The following is a 19,860-nucleotide window of genomic DNA, read 5'->3' as shown; positions in this document are numbered from 1 at the left end:
CACAACACGCGATCAGGCGTGGGTGATAGCGCGCTCGACCAGCTGGCCCAGATGCTGGGTGCGCTTGGTCAGGCTCTGCAGCACAGCAGAGATTTCAGCCGTTGCGGCGGCGGTCTGGCCCGACAGGTTCTTCACTTCGCCGGCCACGACCGCAAAGCCCTTACCGGCTTCGCCCGCGCGGGCGGCTTCGATGGTGGCGTTCAGGGCCAGGAGGTTGGTCTGCTTGGCGATGGCGTCAATCTGCTGCGCCACCGTGCCGACCTTCTCAATCTCGGTCCGCAGGCCTTCCAACTCACGGCTGATTTCCTGCAAGGCGGAGGACACCTCGCTCTTGCCAGCGCCGGAGAGATTGCTCGATTCGCTGCCGTACTTCATCTGCAAAGGCCTTGCGTCTCAGGGGTTGTCCGATCAAGGGCCCGGGTCCACCGGGTCCGACAGACTACATAGCACAAACTGTCGAACACCATGGTTACGATTTTCCACCGAAGGCATCACTTTCGGATAGGAAGCTACGAAACCATTGCCACCAGGATAGTCGTGGCTGGCTTGATGGGCGTTACAATCCCTGCGCCCCTAACCTGAAGAGAAATAAAATGTCGCTGCATGAGCTTCTAATTCCAACCTTCACACAGGCGCTATGCGCGATGGGCGGTTGGCTGGACAAGGCGGAGGCACATCAGGGAACCGACAGGGCGGCCTTGCTGTCGAATCGGCTGGCACCCGACATGTACCCGCTCGCCGCCCAAATCCGCTTCGCCTGCTTCCAGGCGCAGGAGCCCTTGTTCCGTCTTCAGGGTCTGGCCCTGCCAGAGACATTGCTTTCCGTCCGCCAACAGGGCTGGAATGCCAATACCGATCCGGGAACCTGGGCGCAGGCGCGGGAATGCCTGTCCGTCGCGATTGGCACGCTGAAGGACTTACCGGCCGGGGCGTTGGACCAGCATGGCGGGCACACCATTTCGCTGGCCCTGCCCAACGGCATGATCTTCGACCTGTCGCCCGACCAATACGCCCGCGACTGGTGCCTGCCGCAATTCTATTTCCACCTGACCACGGCCTACGCGATCCTGCGCCATCATGGCTTACCGCTGGGCAAGGCCGACTATGTGCCGCACATGCTGGCCTATCTGCGCCCCCCTGGCACCACGCCTGCCTGATCAGGGCCGGGCAAAGAAAAAGGGAGGGCGAATGCCCTCCCTTCTCCCCTTCGTGACCCCGGTCAGGATCAGGCAAAGGCCAGTTCAGTGGCGCGCACCACGCTGGGCAGGGCGCGGATGGTGGCGAGCAGGGTCTCGTCCACCTTCTGATCGACCGACACCAGACAGATGGCGTTGGCGCCCGGGGCGGTGCGGCCCAGGTGGAAGGTGGCGATGTTGACGCTGGCATTGCCGAGCGTGGTGCCCAGCTTGCCGATGAAGCCCGGCTTGTCCTCGTTACGGACGAACAGCATGAAGGGCGTTACTTCGGCTTCGATTGGCACTTCGTCGATTTCGACCAAGCGGGGCTTGTCGCCGCCGAACAGGGTGCCGGTGACGCTGTTGGTGCCCTTGTCGGTGGCGACGATGATGCGGACCAGGGTCTGGTAATCGCCGTCGATGGTGCGCTTGGTCTCGGCCACCTTGATGTCACGCTCCTTGGCGATAACGGGGGCATTGACCATGTTCACCGATTCCATCAGCGGGCCCAGCAGGCCCTTCAGCACGATGGCGGTCAGCGGCTTGGTGTTAAGCGTCGCGGCCTGGCCTTCATATTCGATGGTCACGCCCTTCAGGCTGCCATCGATCAACTGGCCCACGAAACCGCCCAGCTGTTCGGCCAGCTTCATATAGGGGCGCAGGCGCGGGGCCTCCTCGGCGGTGACCGACGGCATGTTCAGGGCGTTGACGACAGCACCATTGACCAGATAGTCGGCCAACTGCTCGGCAACCTGCAGCGCCACATTCTCCTGGGCTTCCGTGGTGGATGCGCCCAGGTGCGGGGTGGCAACAACCTTTTCATTGCCGAACAGCGGGTGGGCCTTGGCCGGCTCCTCCGCAAACACGTCCAGCGCGGCACCGGCCACATGGCCCGCCTCGATGGCGGCCTGCAATGCCTCTTCCACGATCAGACCGCCACGGGCACAATTGATGATGCGCACGCCCTTCTTGGTCTTGGCAAGGGCCTTGGCGTCCAGCACACCCTTGGTGGCCTCGGTCAGCGGCGTGTGCAGGGTGATGAAGTCAGCACGGCGCAGCAGATCTTCCAGCTCCACCTTCTCCACGCCGATCTCGGTGGCGCGTTCGGGCGACAGGAAGGGATCGAAGGCGATGACCTTCATCTTCAGACCGATGGCGCGGTCAGCGACGATGCCGCCGATATTGCCGCAGCCAATGACGCCCAGCACCTTGCCGAACAGCTCCACGCCCATGAAGCGGTTCTTTTCCCACTTGCCGGCATGGGTGGAGGCGTTGGCGGCCGGGATTTCACGGGCCAGCGCGAACATCATGGCGATGGCATGTTCGGCCGTGGTGATGGAATTGCCGAACGGGGTGTTCATGACGACGACGCCACGGGCCGTGGCGGCCGGAATGTCGACATTGTCGACGCCGATACCGGCGCGGCCGACAACCTTCAGGTTGGTGGCGGCGGCCAGGATATCCTTGGTCACCTTGGTGTTGGAGCGGATGGCCAGACCATCATATTCGCCAATGATGGCCTTCAGCTCATCAGGCTTCAGACCGACCTTAACGTCAACCTCAACGCCGCGCTCCTTGAAAATCTCTACGGCGCGGGGGGACAGGCTGTCGGAAATCAGAACCTTGGGCATTGGAATGTCCTTCGCATGAAGATGCGGGATTGGTTGTTTCCGTCACCCCGGCGGAAACCGGGGCCCAGGGGCCACAGGAACGATGGGCGACACTGCGTCGCTGTCCGCTGCCGGTAGGGTGGAGCTTGTGGCACCTGGGTCCCGGCTTTCGCCGGAATGACGGGAGATCAGTTGGAACGCGGGATCAGCCGGCCTTGACCGTCTCATACGCCCAGTCGAGCCAGGGCAGCAGGGCCACGATGTCGGCATTTTCGACCGTGGCACCGCCCCAGATGCGGATACCCGGCGGGGCATCACGGTAGGAACCGGCGTCCAGCGCCACGCCTTCCTTTTCCAGAAGGCTGGTCAGCTTCTTGGCGATCTCGGCCTGCGCCTCTGCCGACTGTTCCGTCGCCCAGGGGTCAACGATCTTCAGGCAGATGGAGGTGCAGGAGCGGCTTTCCACCGTGTCGGCCAGGAAATCAACCCAATCGGTCTTGGCAACCCAGTCGGCCACAGCCTTCAGGTTGGCTTCTGACCGGCCGATAAGCCCTTCCAGACCGCCCACGGACTTGGCCCAGTTCAGGCCATCCAGCGCGTCTTCGACAGCGATCATCGACGGGGTGTTGATGGTCTCACCCTTGAAGATGCCTTCCGACAGCTTGCCATTGCTGGCCAGACGGAAAATCTTGGGCAGCGGCCAGGCGGGCTTGTAGTTCAGCAGCCGGTCAACGGCGCGGGGGGACAGGGCGATCATGCCGTGTGCGGCTTCACCGCCCAGCACCTTCTGCCAGGACCAGGTGACGACATCCAGCTTGTCCCACGGCAGGTCCATGGCGAACGCGGCAGAGGTCGCGTCGCAGATGGTCAGGCCTTCGCGGTCAGCGGCAATCCAGTCACCATTGGCGACGCGGACGCCGGAGGTGGTGCCGTTCCAGGTGAAGACGACATCGCGGGAGAAATCCACGGCCGTCAGGTCGGGCAGCGCGCCGTAACCGGCGATCATCTGGCGGACATCGGTCAGCTTCAGCTGCTTGACGACGTCGGTTACCCAGTCCTTGCCGAAGGATTCCCAGGCCAGCATGTCGACGCCACGGGCACCCAGCAGCGACCACAGGGCCATTTCAACGGCACCGGTATCGGAGGCGGGAACAATGCCCAGCCGGTAATCGGCGGGGATGCCCAGAATTTCCTTAGAGAGGCTGATCACCTGCTCCAGCTTGGCCTTGCCGGGCTTGGAGCGGTGCGAGCGGCCCGTCAGGGCACCCTTCAGGGCTTCGATCGTCCAACCGGGGCGCTTGGCGCAGGGGCCGGACGAGAATTGCGGATTGGCGGGGCGATTGCCCGGCTTCGGCGCAGCCATTATGGCTATTCCTTCCAGAATAGTAGCACCCCGTTGGGGGGGTGTGACCCGCCGCCGAAGCTATGGACTTGGAAGGTGCCCGTCAATGGGGCATCGCTGCGCAGTGATCAGATTTCTGCTCTGCGAGACACGCAGGGGAAAGATTATTACCTCTAGTTTGTTCCCTCAGACGCCGGGCGCCGCCATCCGGCGGCTTGGCTCACGCCGCATGGGCGGCGGGCTGGCGGTCGCCGGCCTGCAATGGTAAGGCGAGCATCGCTACCCCATCGGCAGCAGCGACTTATCCACCAACCCGGATTCCAGCATCGCGTTGCACAGCTTGAAATAGGCATCGCGGCGTTCGGTAGCGCCGGGGAAGCGCTCCAGATAGTTCAGGATGAATTCCGGTCGCTTCAGCGCCTGGGTCAGCTGATCCGCCGCCAGCTGCCGCGCCCGCCCCTCCGGCAAGCCTCCACACAACCGGACAATGGTCAGGATACGGTCGGCGAACGGCATGGACGTGTTCGCCAGAATCTCCGTCCGGATGCTATCGAAAATAGCGCTGTCCAGGATTTCGGCCATTTCCCGCTTGGGTGCCGCCGGCATGCCCGACATCACGATACGCCGGGCAATGGTACCCAAGGTCTTGATCGCCTCCATGCGGTTACCGACCTCACGGATGAAATCCTCCGGCACGATCAGGCTGCGCAGATATGTGGCGATCTTGGCCTTGGGTGCGTCGCCGGGGGCCGTCTCGGCCAGGGACAGCACCGTCTCCGCCTTGGTCATGGCACCCCGAATCGGGCCGATCAGTTCCGCCATCGCCTCCGGCTGGATCAAACGATCGGCACGCTGGGCCAGCGCCTCCAGCACCTCCTCATCCCTGGCCAGGGATGGCGCGTGCTGACGCAGATAGGCGATAACCTCGACCGTCGCCTCCATCTCATCCCGGATACCGCGGTCGCTGCGCAGCGGCAGACGGGAATGGAGGTGGCGCAACAGACCCAGGCGCAGTTCCGCCAGCGTCCGGGGCAACACGCCTTCGGACAACAGCATGGACAGGGCCTTCACGCCCGCCGGCTGTTCCCCCTGCCCGGCACCCAGATTACCCACATAGAGATCGACAGCGTTCAGCACCAGTTCCAGGCGGGTCTTTTCTTGTCCGGCCAGTTCCTTCAGCGCCAGCGGGGAGGCCAGAATCTCGGCCGCCATACTGTCCAGAATGCGCACTTCGCGCAGGGACAGGTCGGGCGAGAACAACTGGAACAGCCTGTCGAGTTTCTCCACCCAGCTTTTGGCATCGGCCAGATGCGCCGCAACGGCGCGATACAGTGCGCGGGGCAGGCCTTCCGCCGGGCCCTTATAGGCGGAAACGACCTCCAGCAACCCACCGGGACCGATCTTGATGGGCGGGTTGCCTTTCGCCTCCTTGACGAGCGTCGCCAAACCATTATCGGCGATGTTCATCAGCTCCTTCATACGCGAAACGGCCGTCTGCTTGCTGCCACGCACCTGTACCGACGCCAAGCGCTGCAACGCGCCCTGCACCGTGGTCCCCGCCTGATCCAGCACGCGGGCATGCACCTCGTAATTCAGGATCTCCAACGGCGTCAGCCGCTTTTCATCCAGAAACTTTGCAAAGAAGGTACGGAACATCTGGCGCTGGATATCGCCCATCAGATCTTCGGGCTTGTCGCACCAGGAGGCGTCACGACCGGGATTGGCACGCGCCAGCGGATCAACCTCCTGCACACCGCTGCGCAGGCGCTTCACCATGGTGACCGTGGTGACGAACTCATGATCCTTGTAGTCGGACCGGCGCACGAGGCGGATGCCATCTACTTCGTTGCGCTGAACCAGCATGGCGGCAGACGGCTCCAGCTGGCGCAGGTCGGGCGACTCCCGCACCACCAGCCACAGGTCCGTGTGGAAACTGTGCAGTTCATAGACCGTCTGGACGGTACCGATGAGTTTCTGTTTGTCCACAGGCCAGGGCTCGGTAAAACCATCCGGAACGCCGACCGCGAGACGAGCGGGCCGGCGCCGGCGGACGGCAAGTATGAAAGCGGGGCTATCTTGCTCAATTCTCCATCCGGGGTAAACAGAGGAATAACGGACGGGCTGGATAGGCCAAAAGATATAGGCACCTCCTACTACCTATGCGCGTACCATTTCGGTCTTCGCGGGCCGCCACATGGCCCGTTCGGGAAGGTCCAGAGGGCCGAAGCCGAACTTCGCGTACAACCCGTGCGCGTCCGCTGTGAACAGCAGAAATCGGCGTAGTTCGGCCCATTCCGGACGGTTCACGACACTGTCCACCAGGAAGGTTCCAAGCCCGCCTGCCCGCCTTTCCGGGTTCACCCAGACATCCGCCAAATAAGCGAAATGGGTGTGGTCGGTGACGACGCGGCAATAGCCAATTTGGAAACAATTGAAATCATAAAGGCCAATCGCCACCGAATGACGTGCAGCCTTCTCCACTTTTTCCCGACTGATTCCCGGCGACCAGTAGCTGGAGGCCAACGCCGAGTGGATGAAGTCGAAATCCAGGCGGGCAGGATCGTTGCTGACGAAATGGCCGTCTTCGCGGCGTACTTCCCAGATATCCATAATTGTTCCCTTAACGGCTGATCGCCATATGGGCGGCAAGCCCGGCCAGGACTGAGCCCATCACCATCCGTTGTACCCGCGCCCATACGGGCTGACCCGCCAGGAAGCGTGCGATGCCGCCGCCGATCAGGATGAAGATCGCGTTCACCGACAGGCTGATGCTGATCTGCACCGCGCCCAGTTCCAAACCCTGCGCCAGCACGGAACCGCGCGCCGGATCAATGAATTGCGGCAGCAGAGACAGGTAGAGCATCGCCGCCTTGGGGTTCAGCAGGTTGGTGACCAAACCCATCATATAAAGCCGGCGGGGACTGTCGGGCGGCAGATCGCGTACCTGGAACGGTGAATGCCCGCCGGGACGCAACGCATTCCAGGCCAGCCATGCCAGATAGGCAGCACCGGCCCAGCGGATGATATCGAAGGCCAATGGCACCGCCGACAATACCGCCGTCAGGCCCAGCACCGTCGCCATCAGGAAAACGATAAAGCCAGTCCCCACCCCCATTAGGGAAATCAGACCAGCCCCACGCCCCTGACAGATTGAGCGGGAGACGAGATAGGCCATGTTGGGGCCGGGCGTCAGCACCATGCCAAGGCTGAGCGCCGCGAAGCCGCCCAGCACGGGTAGCGGCACCGGCAGCAGGTCAGTTGTCATCACGCCGCCTCCTGTCCGACATTGGGCGCCACTTCGGCCAGGACAGCCGCCGCCAGTTCCGGTCCCGCCAGACGGGTTACGATCCAGCCAACCAGATCGGCATTGGCCAGACACCCGGCCGCCGTCGCCACCGGGCCATCCACCACCAGCCCCTCACTGATATAGGTCGCCCCCAGTTCCGCCAGACGCACAATGGCATCAGCTGCGGCATAGGTGGTGGCGCGGCGTCCGCGCAAATGGCCCAGCGCCCCCAGGATCAACGATCCGCTGCATTGCGCCGTCAATAGTTGCCGGGTCGGGTCCAGACCCGCGAACCGGGCCAGATAGGCGCGGTCACTGTGCAGGGCGCGGGTGACGTAACCGCTGGCGAACATCACGGCGTCGGCATCCGCCGCTTCCTCCGCCCGCCCATGCATCGCGATAGACAGGCCGGTGCGGGAGACATGATGGTCGGCGGTACCCAGGAGGCGCACGCGCCAGTCGGCCCCATCCTTCAAACCCGCCTGAATCGGCCGGTTGAACAGGTCCCAGGGCAGGAAGACGTCGATGTCGGTGAACCCGTCGAAGCAGATAATGGCAATAGTAGGCATTTAGAAGCAGCCTTCAACGCGGTTCTGGATCAGAGGTGGATGGTACCTTCCAGGTACAGGACGGCGCGGCCCGCGATATGGACGCGGTCGCCCAGCAGGCGACAATGCAGCGTGCCACCACGCGCAGACACCTGACGCGCCTCCAGCAAATCCTTGCCCAGCCGTTCCGCCCAATAGGGGATCAGGGTGCAATGGGCAGAGCCGGTGACCGGGTCTTCCGGTATGCCATCCATCGGGGCAAAGAAGCGGGAGACGAAATCCACGCCGGGCACATCGCCCGGCGCGGTCACGATGACCATGCGCCCGACCCCGTTCAGCAGTGCCAGATCCGGGGAGAGGGCGCGAACGGTGGCGGCGTCCTTGTAAACAACGAACCAATCCCGCGCCGCTTGCACCAGTTCGGGCTGCGGTCCTCCCAATCCCCGGATCAGGTCGGGGTGGATATCGATGCTCTGTGGTGCCCGCGTCGGGAAATCCAGGGTGTAAAGCCCGTCGGCGATCAACACCCGCAGGTCACCTGCTACCTTGGTGCGGAACCGTATCTCGCTGACATCGGGATCAATGAAATTCTTGATGACAAAGGCTGATGCCAGGGTGGCGTGACCACACAGATCAATCTCATTGGCGGGCGTGAACCAGCGCACGAACCATCCCTCTCCATCGCGCAGGATGAAGGCGGTTTCGGCCAGGTTGTTCTCGATGGCAATGGATTGCATCACCGGGTCGGGCAGCCAGCTTTGCAGTGGCACCACAGCGGCGGGATTGCCCCCGAACAACGTGTCGGTGAAGGCATCAACCTGATAGAGCGGCAGACGCATGATCAGTTCCTTACAAAGAGGATTCAAACAGTTTCGCGCAGACGGGCCAGGACGGCGATAGCGTGATCGATCTCCGCCTCGCCCGTGCGCCAGCTGGAAACGGACAGACGCGCGGCGGGGCGACCGCGCCATATGGTGGGACCAAACCAGGCCTCCCCCGATGCCTCCGCTGCCTTGCGGATACGGGTCAAGTGGGCGCCGTCATCACTGTCGCCCGCCACCCGGATCAGCACCTGGTTCAGGACAACGCGGTTCAGTACCTCAAACCCGGTGACCCGCAGACCATCGGCCAGCCGGCGGGCCAGGGCGCGGTGGCGATCCACCATCGCCGCGATACCATCCACCCCCAGCGTGCGCAGCGCCGCCCAGATAGGGATGCCCCGTGCCCGACGGGAAAATTCCAGGGTCAGGTTCTTCTGCGCGAACGGATCGGCAGTGGCATAGGCGGCGTCGCTATTCATGGCGGCGGCCAGGGCTTGGCCGTCGCGGCAGATGGCGATGGCACCGTCATAGGGCGTGTTCAGCCATTTGTGACCGTCGGTGGTCCAGCTGTCAGCCCCCTCCACCCCCGCCGTCAGGCGCATGGCATCGGTCGATAGCCGCGCCCACAAGCCAAAGGCACCATCGACATGCACCCAGGCACCGGCGGCCCGCGCCGCGCGGATCAGGGGGATGAACGGGTCGAACTCGCCCATATTCACTTCGCCTGCCTGCAGGCACAGGATGGTGCTGTCATCCAGGGGTGGCAGTTGCTCGGGATCGATGCGGCCAAAATCGTCGGTAGGCGCTATGATCAGATTATCCAGGCCGAAACCCAACACGCGCAGCGCCTTGCGCACGGTTATATGCACCGTCTCCGACACGACCACGCGGATGGGTGGTGACCCGGCCAGACCCTGTCGGTCGAAGTCCCAGCCCTTGCGCGCCAGCAGCGACCGTCGTGCCGCCGCCAGACAGGCGAGCCCGCAGGCCGTAGCAGACGTACCGAACCCCACCGCCGCCTCGCGCGGCAAGTCCAGCGCCTCCAGCAACCAGTCGCCCGCTTGCTTCTCCAGCACCGCAGCGACCGGCGAGTTATCGTAGGAGGACGCGCATTGATCCCAGGCCAGCATCAGCCGCTCCGCCGCGGCGGCAACGGGTAGTGCAGCCCCGATGACAAAGCCAAAATAGCGCGGGCCATTGCTGGTGACGGTCGCAGGACCGCCGATACAATCCAGCATGGCCAGCGTGTCGGCCGCCGGCCGCCCCTGGCGCGGCAACGATTCGGCGAAGGCGGACAAGCCATCCAGTGCCGTTTGATCGGGAAAGACCCGGCGTCCCGCCACGCCCACCAGATAGTCGGCGGCGCGGCTGTCAGCATCCCGGATCAGTGAAAGTTCGTCCATGATTGTCCCTGTCGCAAGGGAAACGCCGCCAACAAGCGGCACAATCATTAGGTACAATCAGGACAATATGGGTGCAATCGCGAAATTGTACCCATTACAAAATCGGTCACACCAGCAGCAGCAAGGCGCTTGCCGCCGTCGCCAGCCCCATTGCGCCGTTGAACAATCGATGATGGCGATCGGATTGCAGCCACCGTCCAATGATCTGGCCGAAAAGCACCCAAGCAAGCATGCAAGGCGCACCGCAGAGCAGGTAAAGCCCAGTAACGGCAGCGACGCCGCCGAAGTCCCCTAGTTCGGGTATGCGAAACGCAGCTTGTGCGGATAGTGAGATAGCCAGCGCCTTGGGATTCACGAACTGGAAAGCGAGCATACGCCAGAATCCAAGTTGAGTGGCCCGCCCTGCCTGCGGCGGACCGGCAAAAGCGATGCACCAGGACAGGTAAAGCAGGTAGATAATGCCCGCAATGCGCAACGCACCTTCCAGATTAGGGGCCGCTTGTAGAAGCACCTCGCCCATAAAGCCGGCAAGCAGCAGCAAGCCGACCATCCCAGCGACGACCCCTGTAAACCCAAGAAGCGTGCGGCGGAAGCCGTACTCTACGCCACTGGCGGCCAACAACAGATTGTTCGGGCCGGGCGTGATGATTACTGATGCCCAATAGAGCCCGATCGCCACAATTGTCTCTGTAGTGTCCATCTTGCTTCTGCTTTATACAGCGTTAACCCTCGGGCACCCTGACCAGGGCCTGGATACGATTCATGCAAGTTAGAGACAATACTGAGATTGTACCTGTAACAAGTTAGAGCAACAGCAAGGCACTGGCCGCCGTCGCCAGCCCCAAGGCACCGTTGAATAGCCGCAAGCGCAACCCTTCCCGCAGCCAGTTGCCCATGGCCTGCCCGAACAGGACCCAAACCAGGGTCCAGGGCATGCCCACCACCAGGAAGATGCCCGTGATGGTGACAACGCTGCCGAACTCCCCCAGCTGTGGCATGCGATAGATGGCATGGACCGACAAGGCCATCGCCAAGCCTTTGGGATTGATGAACTGGAAGGCTGCGGCCTGTAGGAAGGTCAGGGGTGCCGCACGCGACCCCGCCTCTGGCCGGCCGGCGGTACCGATCTTCCAGGACAGGTACAGCATGTACGCGACACCGGCATATTTCAGCACCAGCTCCAGCACCGGCAGGGCGTGCATCAGCGCCTCTCCCCCGATGCCGGCCAGAAGCAGCAGTGACCCGAAGCCAACCACGATGCCCAGCATGTTGGGTATGGTACGGCGGAAGCCGAAGGTGGCACCGCTGGCCGCCAGGATCATGTTATTGGGGCCCGGGGTCACAGACATAGCCACGCAATAGGCCGCGAGCGCCAGCAGCGTCTCGATCAAGCTGTTCTCCATCACGCCCTCCATGTCAGGGTGACAATATGAAATGTCACCGTCATTCTGCGGAAATTGTCACCCTGCTTCGCATTTTTGTCAGGTTGATCCCGTCACTCATCCTGGATATTTTGGAGACAATCTATCGTCAATGTGCGGATTTCCGCTGGCTCCCATGCGAGACAAGGGGGACAATCCACATTCCCGGGAGGCATGCGCGCCATGAATCAGCCCGCCACCGTCCGCTGGCAGCCCAGCATTGCCCATCGTCCGGGACCGCTTTATCGCGCCATCGCGGCGGCCCTGGCGGAAGATATCGCCAACGGCACCCTGCCGCCTGGCACCCGCCTGCCCACCCACCGCGATCTCGCCTGGGACCTGAAAGTCACCGTCGGCACCATCACGCGGGCCTATCAGGAAGCCGAACGTCAGGGGTTGATCGGTGGTGAGGTCGGTCGCGGCACTTTCGTGCGCGACCCCCGCCGCCTGACCGAACCGGTGACGGAGAGCGGTGGCACCCTGATGGAAATCAATGTCGGGCTGATCGACTTGTCGGTGAACGCCACGGCCCTGTGGCCCGATGCGCCGGCCCTGACCGCCGCGACGCAGGCCGTGGCGCAGCGGCCCGATCTGGCGGCGCTGATGTCCTATCAGACGCCGCTGGGCCATCCGCGCCTGCGCGCCGCCATCGCCGACTGGCTGGCTGACAGCGCCAACATGCATGTAGCGCCCGAACAGGTGCTGCTGGCTGTCGGCGGCCAAGGTGCCATGCTGACGGCCCTGTCCGCCGTCACCCGACCGGGCGACACGCTGCTGGTCGAACAGTTGACCTATACCGGTCTGCGGGCGGTGGCCTTGCATCTGGGTCTGCGGCTGGTGCCGGTGGCCATGGACGCGCATGGCCTGTTGCCCGACGCGGTGGAACAGGCGGCCCGCGCCCATGGCGCGCACGCACTGTACTGCATGCCAACCTTGCAGAACCCGACCACGGCGACTTTGCCGCTGGAACGCCGCCGTGCCCTGGTCGATGTGGCGCGCCGCATCGGGCTGATGATCATTGAGGATGATGTCTATGGCTTCCTGAAACAACCGGCCCCGCCGACGCTGTACAGCCTGGGTCCCGATGTCACGCTCTATATCAGCAGCCTGTCGAAATCGCTGTTTCCCGGCCTGCGCACCGGTTACGTGATCGGGCCGCGCCCGCTGTTCGACCGGTTGGCCACCACCTTGCGCGCCACCGTGCTGGCCCCCGCCCATCTGGGCGTGGTCGTTGCGGCGGAACTGATCGATAGCGGGGAAGCCGTGCTGATCGCGCAGCGCCGTCGTGCCCTGGTGGCCGAACGTCAGGCATTGGCCCGGTCGGTGTTGTCAGGGCTGGATCTTTCCACCTCCGACGCTGCCGTCACCCATCTTTGGCTGCCCCTGCCGGAAAGCGTGCGGCGGGAGGAGTTGGTGCGCGGGGCGCTGGAACGCGGGGTGAAGATCACCTCTGCCGATGGGTTCAGCCCCGGCAAGGGTGAAGTCCAGAATGCCGTGCGTATCTGCCTGATGGGCGTGGATCATGCCGGCCAGTTGGAAAAGGGCCTGTCCGTGGTGGAGAGCCTGATCAGCAACCCGGTCGCCACCAGTGCTGCCTGGGTCTGATCCTCACATCGACAGCAACCGTTCCGCCAACTCCACATCTGCCGCCTTATCAACATCGACGGCGGCCAGACCGAAGGGCATTTCCACGACCCCGGCTTTCGCCCCCGTAATCCGGCCCAGCCGGGCGAGTGCTGCCGTCAGGGTCAAACGGCCCAGCAGGAAACGCAGGATCGACATTGGCCCCAGCAGGCGGATCATGCGCAGGGGATGTTTGCGCTGTGCTTCGACCTGCCGCCAAGTCTGCGCCACGCCACCGGCGGCGGGCGTGCGGAAGGCGAAAATGTTGCAGCCAGAGAAGGAACCATCAGCAAAGCGCAGATAGGTCCGCTTTGTCTCCGGCACCGCCGCCTGAATGACATGGTCACGCGCCAGACCGACACAGACATCGGTCCCGTTCGGCAGGTGCGTCAGGAAATGATCCACCCATTCCGGACGCAGCAGCGCATGGTCGGCTGTTGTCACGAACAACGGCGTGCCCAACGTCTCCAGCGCCGCCGAGACACTGCGGCTGGGGCTGCCCTCCGCCGGCAACAGGGCAATGCGACCGCCGGCCAGCAGCAGAGCCAGTTCCGGGTGCTGCTCTACCAGTTCCGGCCGCTCAATGGCGATATGGATGGTCCCGACCAACGGCGATGCGGTCAGGGCGCGAACCACACGTACCAGCATGGGCACGCCGGCGATGGGGGCAAAGGCCTTATGGCTGACACCCATCAGCTTTGCCACCGGGTCTTCCGGCCCCCGCGATCCCGCCAGGACCAGGGTCGTCATCCCCGTCACAGCGCGCGCTCATAAAGACGGTAGGTCTTGTAACGCTCCGACCCAATGGCCTCGATCATCCGGCGCATGGGCCGGTTGTCTTCCAGGATCCAGGATAGCTCGATCCATTCATAGCCCAGCTTGCGGGCTTCCAGACGCATGCGATCGACCACCAGGAAGGGCAGAATGGCCTGCAACCAGCCGCCCACGTCGCGCCGCACCCCCATCAGGGGAACACGTGCCGTTTTCACCCCCGCGACCTTCAACCGCCACAGCATCTTGACCATGCCGAACGGAAACAGCTTGCCGCCCAGGTCGGCGATGGCCTCGTTCAGGTTGGGCAAGCAGACGCCGAAGGCCACGGGCTTGTCGTCCACCTCGGCGATCCAAGCCAGTTTGGGGTTGATCAGCAGCTTCAGCGATTTCGCCATCTGCTTGGTCTCGGCTTCTGACAGCGGCACGAAACCCCAGTTGCCGGACCAGGCATTGTTGAAGATCGAGGTGACATGACCCAGATCTTCCTCATACCTCTTCATGTCCAGCATGCGCAGACGTAGGTTTGTCGGCAGGGGGCGGTCGATCATCTGCCGCACACCAGCCGGCAAATCCTGCTCAATATCATAAAGATAGGCGTAGATATCCTTGGCCTTGGTCAGGCCTGCCGCCTCAATCCGGGGCCCCAGATAGGCGCGGTCATGGCCCATCATCAGCATGGGCGGACGGTCCCAGCCATCGACCAGCAAACCCGTCTCCTCATTGATCGACAGGTTGAAGGGGCCGACCATGCGGATCATCCCCTTCGCGCGCAGCCAATCGGCTGCGGCTTCAAACAAGGCATCGACAACCGCCTGATCATCCTCCGCCGCCAGCAGGCCGAAATGGCCCGTCGCGTCTTTGTGGATTTCCAGGCCAGACCGGTCAATCTGGGCAGAGATGCGACCAACCACCCGATCCCCGCGCAACGCCAGGAAATACATGACGTCGGCATGCAGGAAATAGGGGTTGGTCTTGGGCGAGAGGGTTTCCCGCCGCTCCATGAACAGGGGCGGAACCCAGTTAGGGTCGCCCCGATGCAGCCGGTATGGCAGGGCGATGAAACGGTCCACTTGCCTGGAACCGGGTTCCACCTGTTCGATGCGGATGCCGGCGTCCCCGCCCTGGTCGCCGCTCAAGATGCTGCCTTCACGCCATCGCTGTTGCCCGAAGCGGGTGGGCGCGGCGGCCGGTCACGCGGCGGAGAACCGGTCAGTTCCATGACCCAGGGATACCGCCCGGCCTCTTCCACATCATAACCCAGGTTAAACACGGTCGGGCTGCGCGGCTTCTGCTTCGCTTCGCGGTAGAATGTGCCCAGCAGCATGTCGGGACCATAGGAGATGATCCCGTAATTGCCGTCCTCATTGTGGAAATGGTGATAGAGGTGCAACTGCTTGATGCGCGCCACCCAGTTCCAGGTCGGCTTGTAGTTCAGGTGCTGGATGCAGTGGAAGAATTCATAAATGCAGGTGGTGAACAGGCCCGTCGCCAGCGCCGTCGCCGCCGCCGCCTTGCCATCGATCAGGTAACCGACAGGCACCGTGACCAGGGCGATGGTGGGCAGGGTGTTGGCCAGGCTGCCGAACAGGACTTCCAGCTTGTGCGGGTCCTGGTGATGATCGAAATGGATGCGCTTCCACAGGCCTGCCGACCATTTCATGCGGTACAGCCAGCGTCCATGCAGGATGTAGCGATGGATAAAGTACCAGGCCATCGGGTAGATGAGCGTCGCGACCAGAACGGTCAGCGCCATCAGGCCCCAGTTCTCGGTCCACATCACAGCCAGCACAGCAGAGACGAGTGCCAGCGCCGCATAGGCCTGGATCGCCGGATATGTGGAATAGGCAAAGGCCAATTCCCGCAGGTTCATCTTGCCGAGGTCATAGCTGCGGCCGCGCCAGGCATCGCCCCACATGCCCCTACCCTTTCCCAAATCATCGAACGGGCCATCCAGCCCGTTAACCGTGGCGTCAAATTAGGCCCCGAAGAACCTCTCTTCAAGGGCGTTACCGCAATGCGACACCGTAGCGCCCTATCCTTCCACATAGACCATGATGGCCCCGCCGATGGCGGCGAACAGGATCAGCGGTGACCAGACCGCCATGACCGGCGGCAAGGCCCCTGCCTGTCCCATGGAACTGAGAATGCCAGACGACAGCAGGAAAATCAGGCCGATAACCGTCCCAAGCGCCAGACTGCCCATGGCCCCGCCACGACGGCGCATGCCATGCGCAACAGGTGCGGCCAACAGCAGCATGACCAGCGACGCCAGCGGTGCTGCATAGGTGGAATGCAGGCGCGTGGCATAGAAGGCGGGGCTTTCACCGCCAGCCCAGCTCCCCCGCACGATCCGCAGCAACCGGTTGAAGGAGATATTCTCGGTCGGCTTGCGCAGATCGATCATGTTGTTGGGCGACAGCTCCACGTCCCAACGCAGTTTATCGTCATGCGTCACGCGCAGCGGCTCCCCGATTTCCGTCCGCACCACGCCCGACAGTTGCCAGCCATGAGGGCCGTGATCGCCACTGACCGCTGACAGCAGGCCCGTCGCCTTGCCCTCGGCATCACGGGTAACCATTTCAACGCCCTCAATATGCTTGCCATCCTCGGCAATGCTGGCGATCCGCACGACATGGTCGCCCAGACGGAACCATACTGGCTTGACCGGTGCGTCATCCTTCTTTTCCGAGGGGAGTTCCGTCGCCGTCCACCAACTGACAAAGGCGCGCTCGCAACGCGGGGCCACTTGATCAGCCATGATGAAATGGGCGATGGCGATGACCAGGGCCGCTGGCAACAGCGCGCCCATAATCTGGTACGGCGTCATCCCGACCGACCGCATGGCCACGATCTCGTTCGTGGAGGCAAAGGTCCAGAGCGTGGACAGCGACCCGATCAGCACCGCCAGCGGCACCACCCGCTCCATCACCATGGGCAGGCGGATGATCGTGTAATAAGCCAAGCCCCCGCCGCCCAGCCCCCGTTCCAGAACCGTCGACGCAGCGTCCAGCAGGTCCAGCAACTGCAACAGCGCCGACAGGGCGAACAGAACCGACAGCACGCGGACAAGGAAAGTACGGGTCAGATAGCGGGTGATGGTGCGGCGGTTCATGGCTTGGACCCTTCCGCCTTTTTCTTTCGGCGCTTGAACAGACGGCCGATGAAGCCCGTGACATTGTCGATGACATCGAACATGGCCGCAAACGGGTTCTCGCCCGGTCTCACATCGGCGCGATGGAACAGCCAGGCGCACAACAGACAGAACAGGCCGAACGGCACCCAGATGCCGATGCTGGGCGGCAGACGCCCTACATCGCCCAGGCTTTCACCCAGCTGAATCAGATGGTGATAGATAATCAGGATCAGGGTCGCCAGCGCGATGCCCTGCCCCCGCCGCGCCCGCTTTGCCGCCATACCCATGGGCACCGCCAGCAACGGCAGCAACGGCAATGACAGTGACCGGGCCAGCCGCGCATGCAGTTCCGACCGTACCTTGTTGAAGGGCAGGATCGATTGCGGGTCGTGCATTTCCGACCACAACTCATGCAAGGTCAGTTCACGCTCGCTGCCGCCGCGTTCGCGGAACGGCTCCGTCACCAGCCGGAAGGGCTTGTCCAGGGTCATTTCCCCGAACTCCATCACCTGCCGCCTTCCATCGGGCAGCACGCGCACCTGCACCCCGTCGCGCAGGGTAACCAGCACGCGCTGCCGGTCGGGCGTGGCGGCCATGGCACCGGTGACGGCTGTGGTCACCCACTTCTCGCCATCCTCCCGGTCCTGCTGCACGAACACCTTCTCCAGACGGCGGCCCGTTGCGTCCACCATATCGGCGGAAATGGTGACCCCCTCCCCCGCATCGACAAAGGTGGCCTGCGGCACCGTCGCGTCCCAGGCGGCATTGACGACCATATGATAGATGGCGCTGTAGCCATAGCGGCCATAGGGCTGGAGGTAGCCGAACAGGATGATAGAAAACACCATCAGCGCCACGCCCAGACCCAGGAAGGATCGGGCGATGCGCGGCACGGACAGGCCCGCCGACTGCAACGCGTCCAGTTCATTATCTTCCCCCATCCGGGCGACGATGATGAACATGGAAATGAAGAATGCCGCCGGCAGCGCCAGACCCAGATAATGCGGCACCAGATTGGCGACCAGCCGGATGACCATGTCGAACGGCCCGCCATGATTGGCCAGCAGGTCGAACAACCGCAGCAGCCGTTCCATCAGCAGCGCCACCAGCACGACCAGCAGCGACGCGAACAGCGGTTTCAGCGTCTCGGTCAGGATATAGCGGTCGATAAGCCGCGTAGAATTCAGGTGATATTGCCGTTCCGACGGCGGGGGCGAACCGTTCACGTCACATCCACCCACATGGCCTTCAGATCGGCCGTCAGCGCCGCCAGCATGTCGGCATCCAGTGCCACCGCTTGGCCCAGCGCCGGCGGACCGGGCCAGCCGGCATCAGCGAAGTTGACGCCGCGATAGTCCCGCGTGCCTTCATACCGGGGGATGACATGGAAATGCACGTCGGGGTCCACCATCATCAGCATCAGGTAATTGATCTTCTGATAGGCGGTGAAACGGGTCAGCACCCTTTCCACCCGCGCCACCACGGTTTGCAGTTCCGCAAATGCCGCCGGCGTCAGCTGTCCGAACGCCGTCGCCGGTTCCTTGCAGACCAGGACCAGCGCGCCCAGCCCCGGCTGCTGCGGCCGGACCTGTACCGACCAAAGGTCCGTCTCCGCCACTTTGCTGGCCGGATAGCCGAATTTCAGCATGGTGGCATTGGGCTGGGTCATGGCGCGGAAAGCTCAAAATCAATGAAGGACAGGCACTTTAGTGCGGAACGCCGGAGACCGGAACCACCATTATCCGGATGGATGCGACGCACCGATCGAACCTAGGCCATGACCGGCAGGCGAAGTGTCCAGCCACCCAGTGCGGTCACCGGTGCGTCACGGCGTTCCACGCCCCGCACCTCCACCTGCACTCGCCAATCATCGCCGTCTGTGTCCACCGTCACTAGGTGCCAGCGGGCGGGCATGTCATGGCGATACCCGATGGCTGAAGCCGACGGCGCTGTCAGGCTGGGGATCGGCCCCCTGGGTCCCTTGATCATCGACAGGTTGGCGACATGGGCATGGCCGTGCAGCAGCATCTCTGCCCCCGTGCGCGACAGGAGATCGCGCAGGTCCCGCCGGTCGGTCAGGCCCTTGCGTTTGGAAACAACCCCATCGGCCACGGGATGGTGCACCATCAGCACCCGGAACAGCCCCCGCCGCCCGGCATCGGACAGCATGTCGCCAAGCCGTTCCCTCTGTTCACGCCCCAGCGACCCTTGCGCCAGCAATGGCTTGGTCGGCACCCCGGAATTGGCACCGATGAAGGCCACAGGTCCGCGCTGACGAAGATAGGGGAAGGCTACCTCCGCCTGTCCGTCGCCCGTCATGTAATGCGCCCACAGGCCCAGACCGTCCGCGAAGGGCACATGCACCATGGCATCATGATTGCCAGGGACATAGGAGACGTCCCGCCCATCGCCCAGGGTGCGCAGCCAAACGGCTCCGCGCTGAAACTCGCCAGCCAAGGAGATATTGGCGATATCCCCCGTCACGGCCCAATGGTCCACCCCCTGCGCCCTGATATCGGCCACGATGGCGGACAGCATGGCGGGCGTATGCGCATGGCGGCGTTTACGCTGCCATGACTGATAGGACAGGGTTCGCTTGGACAGCCATTCCAGCCCCTTCGGACGGTCGGGTTCCAGCGGCAGATGCGGGTCGGATAGATGGGCGAAGCGGAAGGGCTGCATGAAAGCCAAGCTACAATGCCTTACAGGCGATAGGCAAAGCCC

20 protein-coding genes are annotated in these 19,860 nt (G+C 63.3%); 2 read left to right on the top strand and 18 right to left on the bottom strand.

The features are described 5' to 3' along the window. Nucleotides 1-12: 12 nt before the first annotated feature. Complete coding sequence (locus ABC729_RS03735; protein ID WP_054167173.1) at nucleotides 13-375, bottom strand: methyl-accepting chemotaxis protein; 363 nt, start codon at nucleotides 373-375, stop codon at nucleotides 13-15. A 218-nt stretch (nucleotides 376-593) separates the two neighbouring features. Here ABC729_RS03735 and ABC729_RS03730 point away from each other — a divergent pair, with 218 nt between their 5' ends. Further along, nucleotides 594-1,157: a DUF1993 domain-containing protein gene (locus tag ABC729_RS03730; protein ID WP_495606307.1), complete on the top strand. Its 564-nt coding sequence runs from the start codon at nucleotides 594-596 to the stop codon at nucleotides 1,155-1,157. A gap of 68 nt (nucleotides 1,158-1,225) precedes the next feature. On the opposite strand, the gene serA is transcribed toward ABC729_RS03730, so the two are convergent. The 10 genes from serA to ABC729_RS03680 all read right to left on the bottom strand — a co-directional run bounded on the left by serA (nucleotide 1,226) and on the right by ABC729_RS03680 (nucleotide 11,588). Further along, on the bottom strand, nucleotides 1,226-2,806 hold the full coding sequence (serA, locus tag ABC729_RS03725) for a phosphoglycerate dehydrogenase (protein ID WP_495606306.1): 1,581 nt from the start codon (nucleotides 2,804-2,806) through the stop codon (nucleotides 1,226-1,228). Nucleotides 2,807-2,990: 184 nt separating this feature from the next. Continuing rightward, a complete protein-coding gene (locus tag ABC729_RS03720; protein ID WP_495606305.1) occupies nucleotides 2,991-4,148 on the bottom strand; it encodes a phosphoserine transaminase in 1,158 nt (385 codons plus the stop codon). Nucleotides 4,149-4,406: 258 nt separating this feature from the next. Next, a complete protein-coding gene (locus ABC729_RS03715; protein ID WP_495606304.1) occupies nucleotides 4,407-6,113 on the bottom strand; it encodes a hypothetical protein in 1,707 nt (568 codons plus the stop codon). Nucleotides 6,114-6,284: 171 nt separating this feature from the next. Further along, nucleotides 6,285-6,737: a GNAT family N-acetyltransferase gene (locus tag ABC729_RS03710; protein WP_495606303.1), complete on the bottom strand. Its 453-nt coding sequence runs from the start codon at nucleotides 6,735-6,737 to the stop codon at nucleotides 6,285-6,287. Nucleotides 6,738-6,747: 10 nt separating this feature from the next. Next, nucleotides 6,748-7,392: a LysE family translocator gene (locus tag ABC729_RS03705; protein ID WP_495606302.1), complete on the bottom strand. Its 645-nt coding sequence runs from the start codon at nucleotides 7,390-7,392 to the stop codon at nucleotides 6,748-6,750. Continuing rightward, entirely contained in the window at nucleotides 7,392-7,982 is a 591-nt protein-coding gene (locus tag ABC729_RS03700; protein ID WP_495606301.1) for a DJ-1/PfpI family protein, read from the bottom strand. Before ABC729_RS03700 ends, ABC729_RS03705 begins: the two co-directional genes overlap by 1 nt. Nucleotides 7,983-8,011: 29 nt before the next feature. After that, the gene (locus ABC729_RS03695) at nucleotides 8,012-8,800 is read right to left on the bottom strand and encodes a PhzF family phenazine biosynthesis protein (protein WP_495606300.1); all 789 of its coding nucleotides are present in this window, start codon (nucleotides 8,798-8,800) and stop codon (nucleotides 8,012-8,014) included. 23 nt (nucleotides 8,801-8,823) lie between these two features. Next, nucleotides 8,824-10,185, bottom strand: a complete 1,362-nt coding sequence (locus tag ABC729_RS03690; RefSeq protein WP_495606299.1) for a pyridoxal phosphate-dependent decarboxylase family protein — start codon at nucleotides 10,183-10,185, stop codon at nucleotides 8,824-8,826. Nucleotides 10,186-10,291: 106 nt separating this feature from the next. Further along, nucleotides 10,292-10,885 (bottom strand): LysE family translocator, encoded by a 594-nt coding sequence (locus ABC729_RS03685; RefSeq protein ID WP_495606298.1) that lies wholly within the window; start codon nucleotides 10,883-10,885, stop codon nucleotides 10,292-10,294. A 103-nt stretch (nucleotides 10,886-10,988) separates the two neighbouring features. Continuing rightward, complete coding sequence (locus tag ABC729_RS03680; RefSeq protein WP_495606297.1) at nucleotides 10,989-11,588, bottom strand: LysE family translocator; 600 nt, start codon at nucleotides 11,586-11,588, stop codon at nucleotides 10,989-10,991. Nucleotides 11,589-11,789: 201 nt separating this feature from the next. Here ABC729_RS03680 and ABC729_RS03675 point away from each other — a divergent pair, with 201 nt between their 5' ends. Next, complete coding sequence (locus ABC729_RS03675; RefSeq protein WP_495606296.1) at nucleotides 11,790-13,211, top strand: aminotransferase-like domain-containing protein; 1,422 nt, start codon at nucleotides 11,790-11,792, stop codon at nucleotides 13,209-13,211. Between the two features lie 3 nt (nucleotides 13,212-13,214). Here the strand turns inward: ABC729_RS03675 and ABC729_RS03670 are convergent, their stop codons facing one another. The 7 genes from ABC729_RS03670 to ABC729_RS03640 all read right to left on the bottom strand — a co-directional run bounded on the left by ABC729_RS03670 (nucleotide 13,215) and on the right by ABC729_RS03640 (nucleotide 19,818). After that, nucleotides 13,215-13,979, bottom strand: a complete 765-nt coding sequence (locus ABC729_RS03670; RefSeq protein WP_495606295.1) for an NTP transferase domain-containing protein — start codon at nucleotides 13,977-13,979, stop codon at nucleotides 13,215-13,217. 5 nt (nucleotides 13,980-13,984) lie between these two features. Next, nucleotides 13,985-15,139, bottom strand: coding sequence for a dATP pyrophosphohydrolase (locus ABC729_RS03665; RefSeq protein WP_495606294.1), 1,155 nt, complete (start codon nucleotides 15,137-15,139; stop codon nucleotides 13,985-13,987). After that, entirely contained in the window at nucleotides 15,136-15,918 is a 783-nt protein-coding gene (locus ABC729_RS03660; RefSeq protein WP_495606293.1) for a sterol desaturase family protein, read from the bottom strand. Before ABC729_RS03660 ends, ABC729_RS03665 begins: the two co-directional genes overlap by 4 nt. A gap of 117 nt (nucleotides 15,919-16,035) precedes the next feature. After that, nucleotides 16,036-17,115, bottom strand: coding sequence for an LPS export ABC transporter permease LptG (gene lptG, locus ABC729_RS03655; RefSeq protein ID WP_495606292.1), 1,080 nt, complete (start codon nucleotides 17,113-17,115; stop codon nucleotides 16,036-16,038). Then, nucleotides 17,112-18,362, bottom strand: a complete 1,251-nt coding sequence (locus ABC729_RS03650) for an LptF/LptG family permease (protein WP_495606291.1) — start codon at nucleotides 18,360-18,362, stop codon at nucleotides 17,112-17,114. The genes lptG and ABC729_RS03650 overlap by 4 nt, the downstream gene beginning before the upstream one ends. Then, nucleotides 18,359-18,805 (bottom strand): HIT family protein, encoded by a 447-nt coding sequence (locus tag ABC729_RS03645; protein WP_495606290.1) that lies wholly within the window; start codon nucleotides 18,803-18,805, stop codon nucleotides 18,359-18,361. Before ABC729_RS03645 ends, ABC729_RS03650 begins: the two co-directional genes overlap by 4 nt. A 101-nt stretch (nucleotides 18,806-18,906) precedes the next feature. Next, nucleotides 18,907-19,818, bottom strand: a complete 912-nt coding sequence (locus ABC729_RS03640; protein WP_495608635.1) for a metallophosphoesterase family protein — start codon at nucleotides 19,816-19,818, stop codon at nucleotides 18,907-18,909. Nucleotides 19,819-19,860: the final 42 nt, after the last annotated feature.

The sequence above is a fragment of the Niveispirillum sp. CC-CTL257 genome (assembly GCF_059489915.1).
This window is presented reverse-complemented; position numbering and strand designations above follow the sequence as displayed.

Bases quoted from the DNA above. Each gene is read 5' to 3' on its own strand.
- ABC729_RS03645 (WP_495606290.1), bottom strand. From the start codon at position 18,805: ATGACCCAGCCCAATGCCACCATGCTGAAATTCGGCTATCCGGCCAGC.
- serA (WP_495606306.1), bottom strand. From the start codon at position 2,806: ATGCCCAAGGTTCTGATTTCCGACAGCCTGTCCCCCCGCGCCGTAGAG.
- ABC729_RS03685 (WP_495606298.1), bottom strand. From the start codon at position 10,885: ATGGACACTACAGAGACAATTGTGGCGATCGGGCTCTATTGGGCATCA.
- ABC729_RS03695 (WP_495606300.1), bottom strand. From the start codon at position 8,800: ATGCGTCTGCCGCTCTATCAGGTTGATGCCTTCACCGACACGTTGTTC.
- ABC729_RS03730 (WP_495606307.1), top strand. From the start codon at position 594: ATGTCGCTGCATGAGCTTCTAATTCCAACCTTCACACAGGCGCTATGC.
- lptG (WP_495606292.1), bottom strand. From the start codon at position 17,115: ATGAACCGCCGCACCATCACCCGCTATCTGACCCGTACTTTCCTTGTC.
- ABC729_RS03640 (WP_495608635.1), bottom strand. From the start codon at position 19,818: ATGCAGCCCTTCCGCTTCGCCCATCTATCCGACCCGCATCTGCCGCTG.
- ABC729_RS03710 (WP_495606303.1), bottom strand. From the start codon at position 6,737: ATGGATATCTGGGAAGTACGCCGCGAAGACGGCCATTTCGTCAGCAAC.
- ABC729_RS03670 (WP_495606295.1), bottom strand. From the start codon at position 13,979: ATGACGACCCTGGTCCTGGCGGGATCGCGGGGGCCGGAAGACCCGGTG.
- ABC729_RS03700 (WP_495606301.1), bottom strand. From the start codon at position 7,982: ATGCCTACTATTGCCATTATCTGCTTCGACGGGTTCACCGACATCGAC.
- ABC729_RS03690 (WP_495606299.1), bottom strand. From the start codon at position 10,185: ATGGACGAACTTTCACTGATCCGGGATGCTGACAGCCGCGCCGCCGAC.
- ABC729_RS03675 (WP_495606296.1), top strand. From the start codon at position 11,790: ATGAATCAGCCCGCCACCGTCCGCTGGCAGCCCAGCATTGCCCATCGT.
- ABC729_RS03705 (WP_495606302.1), bottom strand. From the start codon at position 7,392: ATGACAACTGACCTGCTGCCGGTGCCGCTACCCGTGCTGGGCGGCTTC.
- ABC729_RS03680 (WP_495606297.1), bottom strand. From the start codon at position 11,588: ATGGAGAACAGCTTGATCGAGACGCTGCTGGCGCTCGCGGCCTATTGC.
- ABC729_RS03720 (WP_495606305.1), bottom strand. From the start codon at position 4,148: ATGGCTGCGCCGAAGCCGGGCAATCGCCCCGCCAATCCGCAATTCTCG.
- ABC729_RS03660 (WP_495606293.1), bottom strand. From the start codon at position 15,918: ATGTGGGGCGATGCCTGGCGCGGCCGCAGCTATGACCTCGGCAAGATG.
- ABC729_RS03735 (WP_054167173.1), bottom strand. From the start codon at position 375: ATGAAGTACGGCAGCGAATCGAGCAATCTCTCCGGCGCTGGCAAGAGC.